Annotated in this window: 16 protein-coding genes and 3 pseudogenes; 6 read left to right on the top strand and 13 right to left on the bottom strand. The window is 45.6% G+C overall.

Going from position 1 to position 17,808, the window contains the following annotated elements:
• Positions 1-131 precede the first annotated feature (131 nt).
• A complete protein-coding gene (locus TZ48_RS01615) occupies positions 132-386 on the top strand; it encodes a putative hemolysin (RefSeq protein ID WP_112478010.1) in 255 nt (84 codons plus the stop codon).
• Between the two features lie 97 nt (positions 387-483).
• Here TZ48_RS01615 and TZ48_RS01610 read toward each other — a convergent pair whose 3' ends face one another.
• A complete protein-coding gene (locus TZ48_RS01610; protein WP_112478009.1) occupies positions 484-1,572 on the bottom strand; it encodes a ketoacyl-ACP synthase III in 1,089 nt (362 codons plus the stop codon).
• 215 nt (positions 1,573-1,787) lie between these two features.
• On the opposite strand from TZ48_RS01610, the gene trxC reads away from it, so the two are divergent.
• A complete protein-coding gene (gene trxC, locus TZ48_RS01605) occupies positions 1,788-2,225 on the top strand; it encodes a thioredoxin TrxC (protein WP_112478008.1) in 438 nt (145 codons plus the stop codon).
• 44 nt (positions 2,226-2,269) lie between these two features.
• Here the strand turns inward: trxC and TZ48_RS01600 are convergent.
• Positions 2,270-3,174: pseudogene (locus tag TZ48_RS01600) on the bottom strand (AraC family transcriptional regulator).
• A 117-nt stretch (positions 3,175-3,291) separates the two neighbouring features.
• Here TZ48_RS01600 and TZ48_RS01595 point away from each other — a divergent pair.
• Positions 3,292-4,674 (top strand): MATE family efflux transporter, encoded by a 1,383-nt coding sequence (locus tag TZ48_RS01595; RefSeq protein ID WP_112478007.1) that lies wholly within the window; start codon positions 3,292-3,294, stop codon positions 4,672-4,674.
• A 61-nt stretch (positions 4,675-4,735) separates the two neighbouring features.
• Here TZ48_RS01595 and TZ48_RS01590 read toward each other — a convergent pair whose 3' ends face one another.
• From TZ48_RS01590 to TZ48_RS01570, 5 genes are all read right to left on the bottom strand, one after another.
• Positions 4,736-5,251 carry an alpha/beta fold hydrolase gene (locus TZ48_RS01590; protein ID WP_112478006.1) on the bottom strand — a complete coding sequence of 172 codons (516 nt, stop codon included), beginning with the start codon at positions 5,249-5,251 and terminating at the stop codon, positions 4,736-4,738.
• Entirely contained in the window at positions 5,182-5,652 is a 471-nt protein-coding gene (locus tag TZ48_RS25660; protein WP_112478079.1) for an alpha/beta fold hydrolase, read from the bottom strand. Before TZ48_RS25660 ends, TZ48_RS01590 begins: the two co-directional genes overlap by 70 nt.
• Positions 5,653-5,830: 178 nt before the next feature.
• Positions 5,831-9,058 (bottom strand): response regulator, encoded by a 3,228-nt coding sequence (locus TZ48_RS01580; protein WP_239670653.1) that lies wholly within the window; start codon positions 9,056-9,058, stop codon positions 5,831-5,833.
• 141 nt (positions 9,059-9,199) lie between these two features.
• Positions 9,200-10,060: a YdcF family protein gene (locus TZ48_RS01575; RefSeq protein WP_112478005.1), complete on the bottom strand. Its 861-nt coding sequence runs from the start codon at positions 10,058-10,060 to the stop codon at positions 9,200-9,202.
• 6 nt (positions 10,061-10,066) lie between these two features.
• Positions 10,067-10,465 carry an OsmC family protein gene (locus TZ48_RS01570; protein WP_112478004.1) on the bottom strand — a complete coding sequence of 133 codons (399 nt, stop codon included), beginning with the start codon at positions 10,463-10,465 and terminating at the stop codon, positions 10,067-10,069.
• 127 nt (positions 10,466-10,592) lie between these two features.
• On the opposite strand from TZ48_RS01570, the pseudogene msrB reads away from it, so the two are divergent.
• Together msrB and TZ48_RS01560 are read left to right on the top strand one after the other, a co-directional pair.
• Positions 10,593-11,724, top strand: a pseudogene (msrB, locus tag TZ48_RS01565) (peptide-methionine (R)-S-oxide reductase MsrB).
• 191 nt (positions 11,725-11,915) lie between these two features.
• The gene (locus TZ48_RS01560; RefSeq protein WP_112478003.1) at positions 11,916-13,013 is read left to right on the top strand and encodes a mechanosensitive ion channel family protein; all 1,098 of its coding nucleotides are present in this window, start codon (positions 11,916-11,918) and stop codon (positions 13,011-13,013) included.
• 97 nt (positions 13,014-13,110) lie between these two features.
• On the opposite strand, the gene TZ48_RS01555 is transcribed toward TZ48_RS01560, so the two are convergent.
• Positions 13,111-13,950 carry an isopenicillin N synthase family dioxygenase gene (locus TZ48_RS01555; RefSeq protein WP_112478002.1) on the bottom strand — a complete coding sequence of 280 codons (840 nt, stop codon included), beginning with the start codon at positions 13,948-13,950 and terminating at the stop codon, positions 13,111-13,113.
• A 199-nt stretch (positions 13,951-14,149) separates the two neighbouring features.
• On the opposite strand from TZ48_RS01555, the gene TZ48_RS01550 reads away from it, so the two are divergent.
• On the top strand, positions 14,150-14,770 hold the full coding sequence (locus tag TZ48_RS01550) for a DUF2238 domain-containing protein (protein WP_112478001.1): 621 nt from the start codon (positions 14,150-14,152) through the stop codon (positions 14,768-14,770).
• Here TZ48_RS01550 and cutA read toward each other — a convergent pair.
• The 5 genes and pseudogenes from cutA to TZ48_RS01525 form a co-directional block, all read right to left on the bottom strand.
• Positions 14,748-15,068, bottom strand: a complete 321-nt coding sequence (gene cutA, locus TZ48_RS01545) for a divalent-cation tolerance protein CutA (RefSeq protein WP_112462632.1) — start codon at positions 15,066-15,068, stop codon at positions 14,748-14,750. The two genes, TZ48_RS01550 and cutA, sit on opposite strands and share 23 nt — an antisense overlap.
• Before the next feature lie 10 nt (positions 15,069-15,078).
• Positions 15,079-15,330: a hypothetical protein gene (locus TZ48_RS01540; protein WP_112478000.1), complete on the bottom strand. Its 252-nt coding sequence runs from the start codon at positions 15,328-15,330 to the stop codon at positions 15,079-15,081.
• 2 nt (positions 15,331-15,332) lie between these two features.
• Positions 15,333-17,072: an SgrR family transcriptional regulator gene (locus TZ48_RS01535; protein ID WP_112477999.1), complete on the bottom strand. Its 1,740-nt coding sequence runs from the start codon at positions 17,070-17,072 to the stop codon at positions 15,333-15,335.
• A gap of 63 nt (positions 17,073-17,135) precedes the next feature.
• Entirely contained in the window at positions 17,136-17,369 is a 234-nt protein-coding gene (locus TZ48_RS01530; protein WP_112477998.1) for a DUF3389 family protein, read from the bottom strand.
• Positions 17,369-17,799, bottom strand: a pseudogene (locus TZ48_RS01525) (hotdog fold thioesterase). Before TZ48_RS01525 ends, TZ48_RS01530 begins: the two are co-directional and overlap by 1 nt.
• Positions 17,800-17,808: the final 9 nt, after the last annotated feature.

Raw genomic sequence — 17,808 nt, 5'->3', positions numbered from 1 at the left:
AATTCTGGGAACAAGTGGGCATTGATAAGGATTATTTGCTGAATTTATCGATAATTTGACCAAATCAAAACACTTTTTGTTAGAAATCTCCTACACTTAACCGAAAGCCTAACTTCCAACTAGGAGATATAATGAAAAAAGTACAATGGATGATTGGCGCTGTAGCGGTTGGCGTTCTAGCAGGCTGCGCCAGTGAACCGGATAAGTATGATGTGGATGAAATTACTGTAGAGAGTGATCCTGCTTATGTCTATTGTGTTGAACAAGGCCACAAGCTAGAGCGTGTCACTGAAAGCGGCAAGCGCGTTCCTTACTGTGTATTGTCGGAACAAGAACGTTACACAGTTTGGGATTTCTACGAAAAGCGTAATCAGCAAGAAAACTGATATCCGTAACAACAGAAAGTATTCGTGATAAAAGAAAGGCCAGCTCGTTAACGAGCTGGCCTTTTTACTATTTACTTATGTGCGGTTTACTTAAGTTCTATTTACCCGGCTTGTTTTTACAATGCTCAATCGCAGTTGCCATAAGCTCAAGAGCTGACACTTCACATGCTGGCAATGCCGCATCACTGGTATCAACAGGTGTTACGCGCTCACCCCACTTAATGTGGCCAGCGCCCCATGTTAGACCTGCACCGAAAGCGGCTAACAGGAGATCGTCATTTGGCTTAATCTTACCCTGTTCTAGTGCTTCACAAAGTGCAATTGGCACGGTTGCCGCAGAGGTATTGCCGTAGTTTTGAATGTTTACAAACGCTTTCTCTTGGTCAATGCCAGACAAATCACAAAGTGTTTGAATGATACGAATGTTTGCTTGGTGCGGAATCACAACATCAATGTCATCTTTTGTCAGATTAGAACGAGATAGAACGGTGTTCGCTGCTGCTCCCATGCCTTTTACTGCACGCTTAAAGATTTCTTTACCAATGAAGTCAAATTCAAAGTAACCGTTATCTGCTGCAAAGCGCTCCATAGACGTACCGAACTTAGGCACGGCTAGAATATCACGGCCTTTTGCATCACAGCCGATTTGCGCATCTTGCAAGCCAACTTTTTGCTCCGTTCTTGTCAGTACCGCTGCACCTGCACCATCACCAAACAATACGGCAGTATCACGTTCAGTCCAATCAATGAAGAAAGAAAGGCGCTCTGCACCGATAACGATAGCATTACGATAGTTGCCCGACTGAATCAGTTTAGTTGCGGTTTCTAGGCCGTAAACAAAACCTGTACATGCAGCATTAAGATCAAAAGCCGCTGCAGCTGGCACGCCTAAGTTCTGTTGAACGCGCGATGCAGTGTTTGGGATCAACGAGTCAGGTGAACACGTTGCAACAATAATCAGATCAACCTCATCAGCCGTAATACCTGCACACGCCATTGCGTGTTTCGCCGCTACTGTCGCCATATCAGATGTGTTGACGTGACTAATTCGGCGATTTTCAATACCGGTACGAGTGCGAATCCACTCGTCTGACGTTTCCATTACTGTGCTGAGGTCATGGTTTGAGAGAATTGCTGGTGGAAGGCACTTACCCCACCCAGTAATTTCGGCGTAAAAAGTTGTCATTGTGTACCTATTTTCTTATAGTTTTCGCCAATCAAGATAAACAAGCCATATCAATCACTAACTTATGATAATGAGAGATAATTTCTTGCTTATCTTGACTATAGACGACTGAGTATACTCACATTCACTGGTTCAAAGAAGTCTGATTTGTTAATTTCAGCCTTCTAGCCCAAGTGCTCGCTCGTCTGTAAATAAAAACAACAGGAGAAAACGTCATGTCTACTATCACCACCCGCTGCCCACACTGCCAAGGTATGAATCGACTACCTGTCGATAGAATCGCCGAATCACCAAACTGTGGTCGCTGTAAGTCGCCTCTTCTTGACGGTGCGCCGATTGAAGGCACTTCAGATAACTTCTCAACGTTGTTAAATAGCGAGCAGCCAATTGTGGTCGACTTTTGGGCAACATGGTGCAACCCTTGCGTGGGTTTTGCGCCAGTATTTCAACAAGTTGCAGAAGAACGCCAAGGCGACGTCCGTTTTATCAAAATTGATACCGAAGCCCAGCAACAACTCGCCGCGCAGTTTCAAATCCGTAGTATCCCAACCATCATGGTATTTAAAGGCGGTCAAAGAATCGATACCATTAACGGGGCACTACCGAAATCTCAGTTTGATCAATGGCTCAATCAGGCGCTCTTAAAAGGCTAGTTAGCCTTCAAAGCTCTCGTCGCCAAAGCACCCGTCGCCAAATGCTATTTATCAAAGGTCGGTCTGGTTAATTTTTGCTTTCGATAAGCAGAAGGTGAACAGCCGACCTGTTTTGTAAAACGATGGGTAAAATTAAACGGGTCTCGGTAACCTAATCGCTCAGCAATCATTGATACCGACCAATCGTTGTTTTCTAGAAGGTCACAGGCTTTTTCCATTCTTAAATTAATCAATCTGGCTCTTGGTGAAACGCCGTACAATTGCTTACTGATTCTCGCGAGCTGCTCTTCACTTAAGTAAGCTTTTGTCGCCATATCTTTGACCGTCCAAGGTAGGTGCAGTTGCCCCTCGATTTGAGCAAACAAAGCCTGTACTCTCACCGTTGAATCATTTGTTTGAGATTCAAATCCTGTTATCAAACGACATAGCTCACTCACCAACAACTTACGGTAGCTCGATCGCCCGCCAATCTCTACATACAATAAGGTAATCAGCGCCCAAATCCGCTCGCAGCCGTTAAAAGGTAAAACCTTTTGACCAATCTTTGCAAACATGTTCCAGCGCTGGGTCGGTTTGGGCAAAAACCAGATCATTCGCCAATGGTGGTACTGAGGGTTAATTTCAAATCGGAACGAGGTATTCGCAGGCAGTACCACAATTGAATAAGGTTCTATCGCATGCACTTCCGTTTCTGTGATCAGTACGCCTCCCCCTCAATGGTAAAGAGTATAGTGTGGACATCCACTCCCTTACGCTCGACATGGTAGCCATCTAGTAAGTTGGCCATTCCAGCCATAAAAATGTCTTCAGCGGCAAACTCAGGAACATCACTGGCAGATAAGAATCGCTCATCACAGTGTTCAGACAAATACACTTCGTCCACCCACTCTGCTTTGCTGTCAAATTGCTCAATGACGGATTTGCACAGGTTTTGTCTATTTTTGAACATGGTTTCACAATGCCATTTTTTTTATATTAGCCACGTTTCTAACCCAGTCACATTCCGTGATTTTCTTTTCTCTAATTCACTTAACTTTTTTCAAATTCACATAACTGGGAGGCAGCTATGACAACTCAACACCATCATAAGTCATCTAACGGTGTGGCTTCAAATCAACTCTTGTCCGCCGTTGTAAAACTTGGTTTCCCAGTTGCTATTCAGAGTGCGCTAGTGGCTATTTTGGCACTCGCCGATGTACTGATGGTGAGTGATATTGGTAAAGAAGCGACCGCGGCAGTGGGGATTGCCTCAAAGTGGCATTTTGTCGCCATTATGATCATGGCAGGCATGGCATCGGCCAATGGTGTGCTTGTTGCTCAGTATTGGGGACGTGGCGACAAAACTAGCGCAAATACCATCACTCGACTGTCGATGGTCTTTGGTGCCAAATTGCTTGTACCCGTTACTATGGTGATTACGCTGTTTTCTAGTTACATCATGATGCTGCAAACCACCGATGGCCGCGTTATCGAACTCGGAGCCACTTACCTTTGGTATGCATTCCCAGTGCTTATCCTGACACATATTGTGATCGTGGCAGAATCTGCTATGCGTTCTTCAGGCGATGCGGTAACACCACTGGTACTTGGAGCCCTGACCATTGCCATCAACATTGGACTTAACTTTTGGCTTATCAAAGGTGGCTGGGGTGTACCTGCAATGGGCGTAGCTGGGGCGGCTTTGGCAACCACCATTTCTCGGCTACTACAAGTTATGTTTATCTGGGGCTACTTAAATTTACGCCGCCATTGGTTGATTACCGAGCAAGTACTAGACAATACAACGCGTCTTTGGAGCTCCTATAAATCACTTGCCGTTCCAACCACGTTGAACGCCGTGTTGTGGGCAATGGGCACGCTCATGTATCAAGTAATTTTTGGCCACATGGGAACGACGGAACTCGCGGTATTTAGCATGATGGGTCCGTTTGAATCGCTATGCTATTCCTTGTTCTTCGGCATCTCTGTCGCCTGTTCGATATTACTTGGGCAATCTTTGGGTAGAGACGAATTTGAACAGGCGTTTAGCATGTCGCAAACCTTCATTAAAGCCGTATTGGTGTTTGGTCTGATGATTGGCTTTGGACTCTTATTGGGGCGTGAAAGCATTCTATCGTGGTTAAACCTAGATACCGCCGAGCTTTACCCCATCGCCTCTCCCGCGATGGCTATCTTGTGCGGGGCAATCTGGCTGAGAATGCTCAATATGATCATCATTAACGGTATTCTGCGTGCGGGTGGTGATAACAAGTTCTGCTTGCGCATGGACTTTATTGCGATGTGGATGGTGGGCTTGCCATTAACAGCTAGCGCCGCCTTTATTCTTGGACTCGATTTTAAGTGGGTTTACGCGTGTATGCTTTTTGAAGAGGTAGTGAAGTTTTCACTTTGTTTCCATCGTTACCTCAAGCGCTACTGGATGAACAACCTCACCCTTGCTAACGCTTAGTCAAAAACTAAAAAAAGAGCAAAGCTCTCAATTGCTTTGCTCTTCTAGCTATCTGTCGTCACTAAGCTCGCTCGAAGTGCGATAGAAGTTTGGGGTTGATCCTGTCATAACACTCATATTGCATCGCGTGACCTGCGTTTTCGAATACTTCGAGCTTGGCGTTGCTACCCAATAACGCTTTTACCCGCTCAGCATCGGATAGTGGAATCACTTTATCATCCTGCCCCCATAGCAGTAGCTTAGGAACCGCAAGTTTACCCACCTCAGCGAAGTCATTAGTTGGATCTTTCGCAATCAAATGACGTCCAGTGCTAATTATCGCTCTTCGAAATCCCTTATACATCATCTGTTCACTGAACTTATCTGCCCAATAAGGAAAGCGCTCGGGCTGCACTAAATCATTCGCCTGATTACTTGGAAGTTTAGGAATGAACAACAGATAACCGAGCCATTTACCAATGACCGGCAAAGTGAGAGGGCCAATATCCACCGGTTGATTGAAAGGCGCTACGTAGGTGACGCTAAGAATTTTACCTGGGTTTTGAGCCACAAAAGCTGAAGTAATGGCTCCACCCATCGACAAACCAACAATATGGAATGCTTATTCGGAGCCAATTGCGCCGTAAGCTCTTCAATTTGAACGACAAACAACTGCTTGTCATATTTGACATTGGGACGTGATGAATAACCGCGGCCATACAGATCAAATGTTAAAACCCGATACCCCGCATTCGCGACCACTTTGCGATTATTGTCCCACATATACGAAGGCGCAGAGAAACCATGTACGAACACGACCAAAGGCGCATCTGGCGAACCTTCTAGTTGATAATGGACGTGGCCAAACTTGGTCTCGATAAACTGGCCAGGTGCTTCCGCACGATGCACCTCATTAAGAGAATAAGTCTCTTTGTTGACCATTAAAGGGAGCAGCGCTAAGAAGCAGAGAATGGCAATCAATGCCACAATTAAAGTCATTGCAAGTCTCGGTTTTTAATACGGAACGGTATTGTAGAAAGCCGAGCTTAATTTACTAGATGCGAGAATTTTAGAACCATGAAACAAGAGCATAGTTAATCAACGCTACTATAAATAATGCCGCCACATACGGTTGGCGGCATTAACAAATAAGCAACCAAGCACTTATCAAATAAGCCTATGACAGATAATTGCTCATTTCATGAAGTAGTTTTTCTCGTCTAACAGGCTTTGGTACATAGGCATCCATCCCTGCATCAAAACATTTCTGGATATCGTCATCGACAACACTAGCGGTCAACGCAATGATCGGCGTTGGCGTCATTCCTTGCTGCTTTTCATAATTGCGAATATCTTGTGTTGCTTCAAAGCCATCTTTCACTGGCATCATACAATCCATGAGGATAACGTCGTAACGACCGTTGCGCTGAAACAGCGCCACCGCTTCAGCACCGTTGTCTGCGATATCATACTGGTACCCAGCCTTCTCTAAGTGCAAAGAGGCCACTTTCTGGTTCACCAAATTGTCTTCCACCAGCAAAACTTTACTACTCGATTCAGTCGCTGTTGCATTCGTTGAGGCGCTATTGTCATTCTCAGGTTGAGGCTGTCGCTGGCTATGTTCAATTTCGATGTCCGCCACATTGGCAGTCGCAACATCGGAAGTTGTATCCACATTCTGAACTGGCGCTTGTTGCCCACCTAGTTGCTCTTGTTTCAACTCAATCGCAGTCACAATTTTCTCTTTGAGAATCTCAGCCTTGAATGGCTTAGGAACATAGTCGTCCATACCCGAATCAAAGCACTTCTGAATGTCATCATCGACCACACTCGCAGTTAGAGCAATAATTGGCGTTCGAGCCAAACCAAGTCGTTGCTCCGTCGCTCGGATGTTTTCTGTCGCTTCAAAGCCATCCATTACTGGCATCATGCAATCCATAAGGATAAAGGTGTAGTTCTGATTTTTCTCAAACAGTGTGACCGCTTCTTGACCATCATTGGCGATATCATACTCACAGCCAATTTTCTTGAGATGTAAGGTCGCCACTTTTTGGTTCACTAGATTATCTTCGACGAGTAACACGCGAATGCGGTTATCAATGCTCGTGTTTCGAATACTCGTGTATACACTCCCCTGCGCCAATGCTTTACAACAGGCTTCGATGGATTTCAGTAGACGATTCCCAAGCAGTGGATAAGTAATCAACGCACAAATGTTACGACCAAAGTCTTTATTAGCACTATCAAATTGTCTGATAAGGCAAATTGCTGTCCCTCGACCGTTAATATCCGCGAAACGCTTACTGTCTTCCTCAGAAGATATACCGCCACCATCAACATAAATAAGGATGGTTTTTGAATCTACTTTGTCGAGGTTTAACTCAGCTAACGTGGGTGCGACACTATCCACCGTCATACCATAAAATGCTAAGTCGCGTTTGATTCGCTCCTCATGGGTACTCGAGTTACATACCATCACCAGCTCGTCGAAATTAAGCGGGCTACGATGTTGGTACTCTCTTTCATCAATGGCTAATGGCAACGTGAAGTAGAAACGGCTTCCAACGCCTTTCACTGAATCCAGTTGAATTTTGCCGCCCATGAGCTCGATTAGCTGAGTACTGATCGCGAGCCCGAGTCCTGTACCGCCAAACTGCCTTGTGGTTGAGTCATCTTCTTGAGCGAACGCTTCAAAGATTTTCGACTGCCTTGCTTTGTCAATACCAATCCCAGAGTCTTTCACTTCAAATAGCAGGTTAGCCAAATTGTCAGATTCACCTTGATACTGAACGCCTATGGTCACGCTGCCTTCCTCGGTAAACTTGACCGCATTGGACATAAAGTTCATCAATACTTGACGCATACGATGATCATCAGCAAGCACACGGAATGGTACTTTGGCATCAATATCGACGTTGAGCTCAATCCCTTTTTCTTTCACCTTCGGCGCTACGATGGAGGCAATGTCGTAAATGGTTTCACGGATTGATGTAGAGTGCGGATTGATTTGCAACATACCCGATTCAATCTTAGAGAAGTCGAGTATGTCGTTGATAAGGCTCAACAATAGATGTGACGATGTCTCGATGGTATCCACATAATCTTTTTGAGTTGCCGTTAAATCGGTATCAGAGAGGACTTCAGAAATACCAATCACACCATTCAATGGGGTTCGAATTTCATGGGACATATTCGCCAAGAAACTACTTTTCGCTTTACTCGCCTGAATAGCATCTTCTTTGGCTTGCTCCGCATCATCTTTGGCTTCCAGTAATCGTCTTTCACCTTCTCGCCTTTCATGGGTAAGGCGCTCTACTTCTTTTGCAAAACGGCTGAGTTCATCTTTACCACCAATTGTTCGGCTCAATGACACCGCTTGTTCTTGATCTTCATCTTTTTGTTCGAGGAACGTGAGAACTAAACCAAGATTTCGTGTCACCCTGAGAGCTAAGCTAATACCCAGAACAATCAACATGATGGTAAGCAATGTCACTGCTGACAAAAATGCGATCCGTTGTTGTTCAAACCCGGTCACTAAGGTTCTAATCTCCTGCCTCAACTGCTCTTCAATGGCTAAAGAGACACCTTGAATTAGATTAGAGCGTAAATTCAGAGCATCCAAACCTGCTTTGATTTCAGCGCCACTCAGACTAGTAATACCTTCACTACTTAGCAGAATATTTCTAAACAGGCTGCTCTCTTCAAATGCGGGGTTAGAGAATGAATCGAGCAGTAAATTAACTTGCATTGGATCAGCGTTTATCGCGACAAAGCGCTCAACAAACAACTGCTGATTTTGAACTAAGTTGGCTATCTCTTGCTTGCTGTACAGATCGCCACTTTCCCCTACTTGATAGGCTTGAACTAGAGCTTGGGTTTGCCAAATTTCTTCATTAGCCCAAAACACTAACCACTCAAGCTGAGACAAAGCAACCATATGCCCATTGACCACCGGTAAAACGCCTTTCGCAGGTGATTGTTCAATGATCATGATTATCTGTTTGTAGGTATCAACCTGCCACTCCACCAGCTCTTGCTTCTCTATAAAGTCGGCCGCTTCTGCAATGGAAACAACACTTTCCTGATAATCATCAAGCAAACCAGAAAGGCGAACAGCGACATCTGACGGAAAAATCTCTGGTCCTAGAGATTTTAGGGTTTGCATCGAGCTCGCAATATCAACAAGTCCCGCTGTTGGACGAGCGTCATGAGTTTTCGACTGTATGTCGGACAACACTTCTGAATATCGAACTAGGCGCTCAACTTTTTCTAGGTCGCTAAGCTGGTCATTGAGGGCGCTGATCTGCCTTGTCGCCAAGTAGACAATCAGTGCCATGGGTAATAGCACCAACAACAGCATCTTTTTCTTTACTGACAGGTTATTCCAAAACTCAAGTTTGTTCATTCCGTTGCCCAACACTTGTTAACACAATAGTTTAGATACAGTAAGTCTAGGAAAACTATTGGTTTAGTCGAGTTAAATGACAAACTAATTTATAAATTGATAGAACTATATGGGTTAGCTCTCATCTTCATCTTCGCTCAATCACGCTTGCTCGGGGTCAAGCGCCCGGTTTAGCTGTGTTAATAGCTCGTCTAACTTGGCAAGAGGGAGTGCTAAGGAGTTAGGCTCTGTTAGCTGTGCTGTCGTTTCTACAACTTCGCGTATCGTAGCGAGTTGCTCGCACAGTGCGTTGAAGAGACCGCAGCTATTATCAATTTGGTTCTCTAGGGCTTCAAGCGATGCTTGGGCAATTCGATACGGTTCTTTTACCAGTTCACTCAGTGGCTCAGAAAAGACACCAGCCACCACACCCTGGAGGTAAACTCGATAAATCGTCAATCTATCAAGCAGAACAAAGAGTTGTCCTTGGGTTTCCTTGTGAGGGTACGGAACAAACACATGCTGGTGTGGATCATACGATAGTTTAATCGCGAGTCCTGCTTGTTGGCAGCACTGTACTAAATACTTCAGTAATCCTTGCTGATCAAGCAGTCGCTGCACGGTGAAAACTCGATACAGATGATAGTCGTTAGAGAGAAGCGTAACGTTAACAGGACGACTGCCGGGAGGCACAATCCCGCTTTCTGTCAATTCTTTTGCCAATAGCTGAATATTTTCGACGGTATTTGTCGATGCGTCTTCAACTAAAATGGCGCCAATACCTTGAATGTCGGTTTCAGTCACAAGGCTTTGGAAGTGTTCAAGCATTGCCGCAGCTTCTGAGCGCGACTGCCCTTCGGTTATGCCGCCGCAAAAAGCAACAATAGTCGTCGACATATCTTGGTGTTTAACAATGTCGGCAAGGGCTTCAATACGAGACACGCCCTCGAGGGTTAACGTGTCCTGATTGAGCCGCTTGCCGAGTACGATAAGTAAGTTATCGAATTCCTTTTCACTTACCATTTCAATTTAAACGATTTCCCATGAGTGGGTCATAGTGACGCCTTCAGCGAGCATCAGACACACTGAACAATATTTTTCTAGCGAGTCCTTTGTGACCTTCTCGACCAATGCCTCATCGAGTTGATTGCCTGACACGACAAAATGGATGTTCACTGCAGTGAAAATACGTGGTGCAGTCTCACGGCGCTCGGTCGTTAATATAGCAGTACAAGCGGTCACATCTTGGTTAGCCGATTTAAGACCATCGACCACATCTACTGAGCTACATCCGCCAGCTGCCATCAACACCATCTCCATTGGGCTTGGCGCCGTTTCGCCGCCGCTACCGTCCATGACGATAGAATGACCTGACTGAGATTGACCTAAAAACTTGAATCCTTCGATCCATTTCACTTCCGCTTGCATATAAACCTCTGCATGGTAATTGGGAAAGACGGCAAAGATAGTAACCCGACACGTTGTGAATTTGAAAGTTTTTGCGCGTTTGTTGTGTCTTATTAAGAAATTAGACCACCACGTCTTAGGAGTAACTATGACAAACTTAGCCAAACTGCTTCTTTCACTCATTGTCGCGGTACCTGCGCTGTTTGCCCTCACTAGCCATTCAGGCATGGCAAATAGCCAAAAGGCCAATGCTGCCGCGCCGCAAGTCGCAACATTAGCAGGCGGCTGCTTTTGGTGTACTGAGTCAGACCTCGAACAGCTCGACGGCGTTATCGATGTCGTCTCCGGTTATGCGGGTGGACGTTAGAAAAACCGACCTACCGACAAGTCGCCAGTGGACAGACCGAGCACATTGAAGTGATTCAGGTCACTTTTGATGCTGATGTCGTAAGCTACGAGCAAGTTCTCGACCATTTCTTTAGACACATTGACCCAACCGACGACAAAGGGTCGTTCGTAGACAGAGGCGCGCAATACCGACCGGCTGTCTTCTACCATTCCGCTGAGCAAAAAGCGGTGGCTCAATCATTTATGCTGAGATCGACGCCCTTGGTGTGTACAAAAAACCGCTCGCGACCGAACTAATTGAATATACGACGTTTTGGCCTGCTGAAGATTATCATCAGGACTACTACAAAAATAGCAGTCTGAAATACAAGTACTATCGCTACAACTCAGGTCGAGATCAGTATTTAGACGACATTTTTGGTGACGACCGCAAGGACAATCCCGTCACCCTTAGAGAGATGATCGATCGTGCCACCCAACCTGCAGCAAAAGTTTACGTTCGCCCTGCAGACAAAGACATTAAGGAGGCACTGACGCCATTACAATTTTACGTGACTCAGGAAGACGGTACAGAGAGACCTTTTGACAATACGTATTGGGATAACAAAGAGGACGGCATTTATGTTGATGTCGTAACAGGAGAGCCGCTCTTCTCTTCCACTGACAAGTACAAGTCCGGTACCGGTTGGCCAAGTTTCACTAAGCCTATTGATAATCGTTACATTGTCACAAAAACAGACTACAAGCTCCTTTATCCGAGAACGGAAGTTCGGAGCAAGTATGGAGATTCACACCTCGGACACGTATTTAAAGATGGCCCTGCTCCAACAGGCCTACGCTACTGTATGAACTCTGCCGCGTTACGGTTTGTACCGAAAAAGCTTCTCGCGCAGCAAGGCTACGAAGAGTTCCTACCTTTGTTCGACAAGTAAGTTTGGTAACGCGTACCTATGCTGCAAGCGCGGAGCCAACATTAAAACTTGAACGCACGCGACATCGATGATCCTTCCAGATGTCGCGTTTCTTTATCTGCGGTATACAAATGATGACTATGAAAAATACCCACAATCACTGATAATTAACCTATTGATAATTAACAAGTGTCCTTTTAATGAACGGTTCAATGGAATTCTTACAGCGCTACGTCGAGTCATTTGGCTATGATTGGCTTAGCAATGTTCTGCTCATCACCGCTGGCAGTTTTGTTCTTTGGCTAGTCTGGCGTGTTATCTATGGTCGCTTAAAAGCGATCACCGCAAAAACCCAACTTGCTTGGGATGACCTCGTCATACGAGCCGTCAAAACGCCAGTCAGCACACTTATTTGGGTTTGGCCTGCTACCGTTTCCGTTGGGCTCATAGTCGCTTCACACTCAGAAAAAGACACTATTTGGCTTGGTAAGATTGACCTTATCCTAGTCATCACCACCTTTATCTGGATATCACTGCGTCTGATTCAAAATGTCGAAGAACACGTGTTAGAGCAGAAAAAACGCGACGAAACGACAGTACAAGCCATTGCCAAAGTTGCTCGATTGTTTTTTGTTACCATTGGTATTCTCACCATCATGCAAGCATTGGGACTGAGCCTTTCAGGTCTACTCACGTTTGGTGGTGTTGGTGGCTTGATTGTCGGTTTGGCCGCTAAAGATCTGCTGTCCAACTTTTTCGGCGGTATGATGATATATTTCGACCGCCCATTTAAAGTCGGCGACTGGATCCGCTCTCCAGATCGCGCCATTGAGGGTACTGTCGAGCGCATTGGCTGGCGTATGACTATTATCCGCACCTTTGATAAAAGACCGCTTTATGTACCCAACTCCGTATTCAGCAATATCGTCGTTGAGAACCCATCTCGCATGCTGAACCGCCGTATCTACGAGACCATTGGCCTAAGGTACGATGATGGCAACAAGATGGAAGCCATTGTCGACGATGTAAAGAAAATGCTTGAAAGCCACAAAGACATCGATAGTCGCCAAACCTTGATGGTTAACTTTGATGCCTTTGGTCCATCATCACTCAACTTTTTTATTTATACCTTCACTAAGACAGTGAACTGGGCTCGATACCATGAAGTGAAGCAAGACGTCCTACTGCAAGTGATGGAGATAATTAAAAGTCATGGCGCCGATATCGCCTACCCTACGCAAACACTTAAAATCGACCCCGTTGTCTTGGCAAACAACGAGGCTCAATCCAAACACATTATTCAGCCGTAACCTGACCAAATAGAAAAAGGGCTCATTCGAGCCCTTTTTGCTATTCGACGTATAAAACCTATCGAATCGTAAAACCTAGACAAAGCGTAAACTTAAGTTAAATTACACCCAACTCACGCAAACGCTCCATAAGGTAGCTGTTCGCGGTGTATTTTTCTGAAAGCACCACTTCAGGCTTAGGGTGTAAAAACAGTGGCAGCGAAATACGTGAACTTTGCTGTTTTTCTCCCGTCGGATTGATGACACGGTGCGTGGTAGAAGGAAAATACCCACCGCTCGCTTCTTGAAGCATATCGCCGATATTGATGATGAGGTTACCAAAATCGCAAGGGACGTCTAACCATTCCCCTTCTTTGCTTAACACTTGCAGTCCTGGCTCATTGGCGGCAGGTAATACGGTTAGAAGGTTAATATCTTCATGGGCAGCCGCGCGGATAGCACCTGGCTCTTCATCTCCTGTCATTGGCGGGTAATGCAAAACGCGAAGCAGCGTCTTCTCACTGCCATTGATCATTTCTGACAGAGCGATAGAGAACTTTTCTTGTACTTCCACTGGTGCATGGGCCTCTACCCAGCCCAGTAGCTCTTGGGCAAAGCTGTTCGCTTTGTCATAGTACTCTAGAATTTGAGCACGCAATTCTGGTGGGATCTGACCCCAAGGGTATACGTGAAAGTACTCTTTAATATCTCTAACGCTGTGGCCTTTTGCTACTTCCGACACCGTTGGTGGAAAGTAGCCATCTTGCGTTTCTAAATTAAATTGGTAGTCGTTTTTGTTTTCCGACATAAAAAACTGGTACCAATTTTCGTAAATAGACTCAACAAGCTGCTGGGGGATTGGGTGGTTTTTGAGTACGCCAAATCCGGTTTCGCGTAGTGATGTGACAAATTGCTCTGCAGCATCTGCCGCTTGATAATCGACGGTTTCTAATTTCATGACTTTACTTTCTTATCGTTATGGTGCGACGCCGATGTTAAAAAAAAGTAAGACCTTTTACAAAGATTCTCATGTCACAGTTTGTCATCGAGTGACTCTTTTGTGCACTGGATCGCCAATTAAACATAATTAGTAATTGAACGGCGTTTTATTATACCTATACTAAGCTTACTCCATTCTGTATAGATAAATTAAACGCATGAATTATCAAAGCTCGACCCGTTTTTGCCCTAGCCTGACCTTTCTTACCGGACTCTACTGCTTAGTATTTCTGTTTTCAGCAATCGCACCGAGCTCACGAGCGGTGTGGGTCGCCGAAATTATTCCTGCGGTGGGTATTCTTGTCTGTATTTGGTTGGTCTCAAGAAAGTTTAAGTTCTCTAAACTGGCTTACTTACTGATGTTCATTTGGCTGTCACTACACACTATAGGCGCCAAATACACCTTTGCAGAAGTACCTTTTGATTGGTTCAATCAGTTAATTGGCTCAGAGCGCAACAACTTTGATCGTGTCGCCCACTTTTCCATAGGTCTGTATGCGTTTCCCATTGCCGAATATGTCTACCGCACTCGCGTTATGAACAAACTGCCTGCCATGATGTTTGCCCTCTTCGCTATCATGAGTTTAGCGGCGGCTTATGAGATTATTGAATGGTGGTACGCCGCGCTTGCTGGCGGCGATGAAGGAATTGCGTTCTTAGGCTCGCAAGGAGATATTTGGGACGCACAAAAAGATATGCTTTGTGACACGCTCGGAGCCATAACGGCGTTAATGCTGTTTTGGCTGACTTCGCCGACTAGGGATTCACGTGCTGCTTAAGCCAATTGAGGTAAGGTCGATAGCCTGCCTCAATCGGTAGCGCGACCACTTGTGGTACTTCGTAATCATGATTAGCCACAATCGTTCGCTCAAGCTTTGAATAAGCCTCGTTGGTGGATTTGATGATCAACAACACTTCTTCATCACAACACAGTTTTCCATCCCATACATAGTTGCTCTCTATCTGCTGGGTTTGAATACAAGCCGCAAGGCGCGATTCCAGTAAGACTTTGATCAAGCGGTCTGCTTGCTGTTTCGACCCGACTGTTGTGAGTACCGTAATAGCGTTTGATTTCATCAAATCCTTCCTATTTCATCCGTACTTTGCCACCCATCATTTTGATTGATGGCGCTCCTCGTATCAGCATTTCTCTACCAAAAACAATGTCGCACTCTGGGCAAACACCAACGGCTTTTGTATTGTCTTCGGTAATGCGCTCTTTGAAGCATTTTACCAAGGAACCTTTGCCACCTTTTCTGTAACGATACAATTTACAACCACATTTGGCACAGAAAATATCTACCGCTTTGGTGGGCAGCTTTTTATTCGGTTTTGCCATGACTACTCAGACACCTCTTGGTTGTCTGGCTTCACCCATACCTTACTAAAATCAAACCAACCAAGCGCGTTACATTTTGCGTTTTGCAAGCTACCACAATGATCTTTGCTAATGCCCAGCCAGCAATGGAACAGAGGTATCACTTGAGCATGCTGTACCAACTGCTTACCAATTTCTTGCGCGGGGAACTTAGTGTCGGCTTGACTCAACCACCCGGTCACAAGTGCACGCCAACCCGCAAACTCCTCGGGCTTGGCCATTTTCTCAATATCACTGTAATCGAGCAACCAACCCGCAAGCGCATCTTCTCGATTGCTGGCAATACCCATTGGACGGATCCAAATATCAACATCATGAAAGTCTGGCGCATCGACTCCATAACGAATAAATTTAGCGCGTATCCCATCCTGCTTTAACAAGGCATCAATAGCTACCGAGATTTCTGGGAACGTGGGATGCTCCGCATAATAAGCGATGCGAATCTCGCCATCCAACTCATCAGTTGTGAGGTTAGCTTCTATGTCCGTCACATCGCTGTCGTCGACGAGAGTGGCCATCGGTTGATGATACCAACCAGGCTTAATACCGTGGGCAGGAATCATACCCAGCTCTTTAATCGTCTCTTCTGGTAGCTTTCGAAAAATCGCCAGAGAGTTCAATCGTTTGGTGAGATAACGCGCCCATCTATCGTGTTTGGCCACGCCTGAAACTCGATTCAATAATAAATAAGTACAGCCAGGATCGAGGTCGATCCCATCTTGAATGTCAGAGCGAGCTCCAGCGATGGGATCGGCAAGGCTAGGAAATACCATCGTCGAGTGGACTTCATCAATCACCCATACTTCAACCGTATCAAGTAGAGGTCGATAGCCAAAATAGCCATCAAAAGCCGTTAAGATAAGACGTTTGTCGTTGTTAGTCGTCACGGAATAAGGCCCAGTACCGATTGGGTACCGGTCGAAGTCATCCCCTCGCATTAACTCTGGCGGCAAAATCTTCGCCATATTCTCTGCAAACAACTGAGGGGCACGATGATCTGGCTGAGTGAAACTAATGTCAATCACCCAAGGTGAAGGTGACGCTACCTGGCTTAAGTGCTGGAACAAATTGGCGGATTTAAGGGACTCAATACTGCTGATGATATGTTCGAGCTTAAGCAATTCGCCATTGTGAAACCGCACACCCGGACGAATGTAGAATCGCCACTCAGTCTCACTGACTTGCTGCCAATGGTGTGCGAGATCTGGCTGGAGTTCATCGTTTTCATCAAACTTGGTAAGGCCGCTAAATACCTGCCTTGCAATGTGAATTTCTGAGCGACGCATCGGCTTTTTTGGGTTCAGCATGGATAGCGGACGGTAGTACGGCAAACGAATGACTTGCTTACCATCCGCTTGAGATACCCCCAAATAACTTTGGATCACGCTCGATAAACGATTCGCATCTTTATCAAGTACGTTGAGCGCGTGACCAATGCGGCCTTCTTCCAAATAACGACGCGCCAGAGTTTCACTCACATCGTTACGATTTTGTTTAAAAATCAGTTTTGAGAGTTTGCCGCGCCCCGCAGCAGGATGCCACTCGATCCACCCCTCTTCTTCCAGTTTGTTTAACACAATTCGAGCGTTACGACGGGTACAAAACAAAATACCAGTGACGTCATCGAGCTGAGTATCGGCATTTTGACCAGAGAAGTGTTCAAACAAGATTTCGAATTGCTTGCGAAGACGAGGGCTGCTCATAAAGAGGAAATTCCATTAATGCGTTTGCCATTAAGTTTCCTCTTTATAAACAGAATTAGCAAGTTACACGCGCATGATCTCGATGCTACATGCCTCAGAAATCGCCTTTACTTGAGATTCATCGTCCAGTTTGACAGACCACTTACATTCTGCGCCATTTGCGGACAGGATACAGGCAGGCAAAATGAGCTGAAGCGCGTCGACTTGAGACTGCAACGTGATTTGCCCCACTAGATAGCGAACCACAACTTCATGCGGTGTCGCAATCACCTTGCCCGAGGAAAAATCGATAACCATTACTTTCCCTTTTTATGCTTTTTCACCGCAATCGTAAGGCGGCTGGTACACACTAAGCGTTGCTTTTCATCGGTAATATCGATTTGCCAAACCTGCGTAGAGACGCTAGGTGCATGGGTTTCGCGGTACCAATAACAAACCCAGAGCGCACGGCTCTAATATGGTTAGCATTGATGTCCAGACCAACACAATAATGGTCGTCGTCTACGCAAAAATTAGCCGCCAAAGAACCCAGTGTCTCTGCCAGCACTACCGATGCCCCGCCATGCAACATACCTAAAGGTTGGTGAGTAAAGCTGCACACTGGCATGGTTGCCGACAAGGTATTGTCACTAAAGTCCGTGTATTCGATTTGAAGATGCTCCATAAGCGTATTCTTAGATGTGCGATTCAGCGCCTCTAAAGAAATATTCTTCTTCCAAATACTCATCGATAAATC

The organism is Vibrio variabilis (assembly GCF_003263785.1).
Classification (GTDB): Bacteria; Pseudomonadota; Gammaproteobacteria; order Enterobacterales; family Vibrionaceae; genus Vibrio; species Vibrio variabilis.
The sequence above is the reverse complement of the archived record's forward strand: the minus strand, read 5'-3'. Positions and strand labels throughout refer to the sequence as shown.